Source organism: Brachybacterium sp. AOP42-C2-15 (assembly GCF_052377065.1).
GTDB lineage: Bacteria > Actinomycetota > Actinomycetes > Actinomycetales > Dermabacteraceae > Brachybacterium.
On record NZ_JBQSWK010000117.1, the window covers coordinates 1 to 697 of the forward strand.

At 61.3% G+C, this 697-nt stretch carries 1 pseudogene; it reads right to left on the bottom strand.

Annotation, left to right across the window (positions count from 1 at the left end):
- Positions 1–323: 323 nt before the first annotated feature.
- Positions 324–697, bottom strand: a pseudogene (locus ACT3SQ_RS19290) (hypothetical protein); the annotation flags it as partial.

Here is a 697-nt window from a genome sequence, read left to right on the forward strand (position 1 = left end):
CGTAATGTGCCGGTGCTCTCTCCTGTGGGGACTTCCGCGTCGCCTCCGCTGTCGGTGGTGCCTCCGCAAGCTGCGAGCGTGGCTCCAGCACCGAGGGCGGCGGCGCCGCCCATCACGCCGCGGCGTGAGAGGTCACGGGTGTGCAAGCGATTTCCAGTAGCGTGCTTCATTGCAGCTCCTTGACAAAGAGGTGGGGCGTGGGCGATGGGTCGGTGCGATCGCTGCGTTGCGGTCGTAGTGCCGAGAACGTAGTTCGGGAACAGTCCTCTATCGAGGCACTTTCGCTATTCCTGGAGGGAAACTATCAAATGATTTGAACTCATTCAGGAAGTCGCAGAAGATTCGAATGTGGTGGTCCGAAGTTGTCGGGGTGCGTAGGCACGCGCAGCGATGATTCGGGCCTCGCGAATATCCCCGACCTCCAGCGCACGGATGCGGAGGCGATCGGTTGTGACGGTCTCGGGGAGCGTGATGCAGACACGCCGCAACCGATTCTCGGTGAGCTCGGCGATGGTTCGCCAGGAGCCATCAGTCCAGGTGTCGACCTGAAGTCTTGAGATCAGGGAGGGGGAGACCTCCCAGGAGGTGCGATGGTGGTGGAGGTTGATCAGATCCTGCTCCACATCGTCATCGAGGATCAGGACGATCTCTTCGATCTGCTGCTGAGCGGTCCACTCCAGCTGCAGCCACGGTTGAG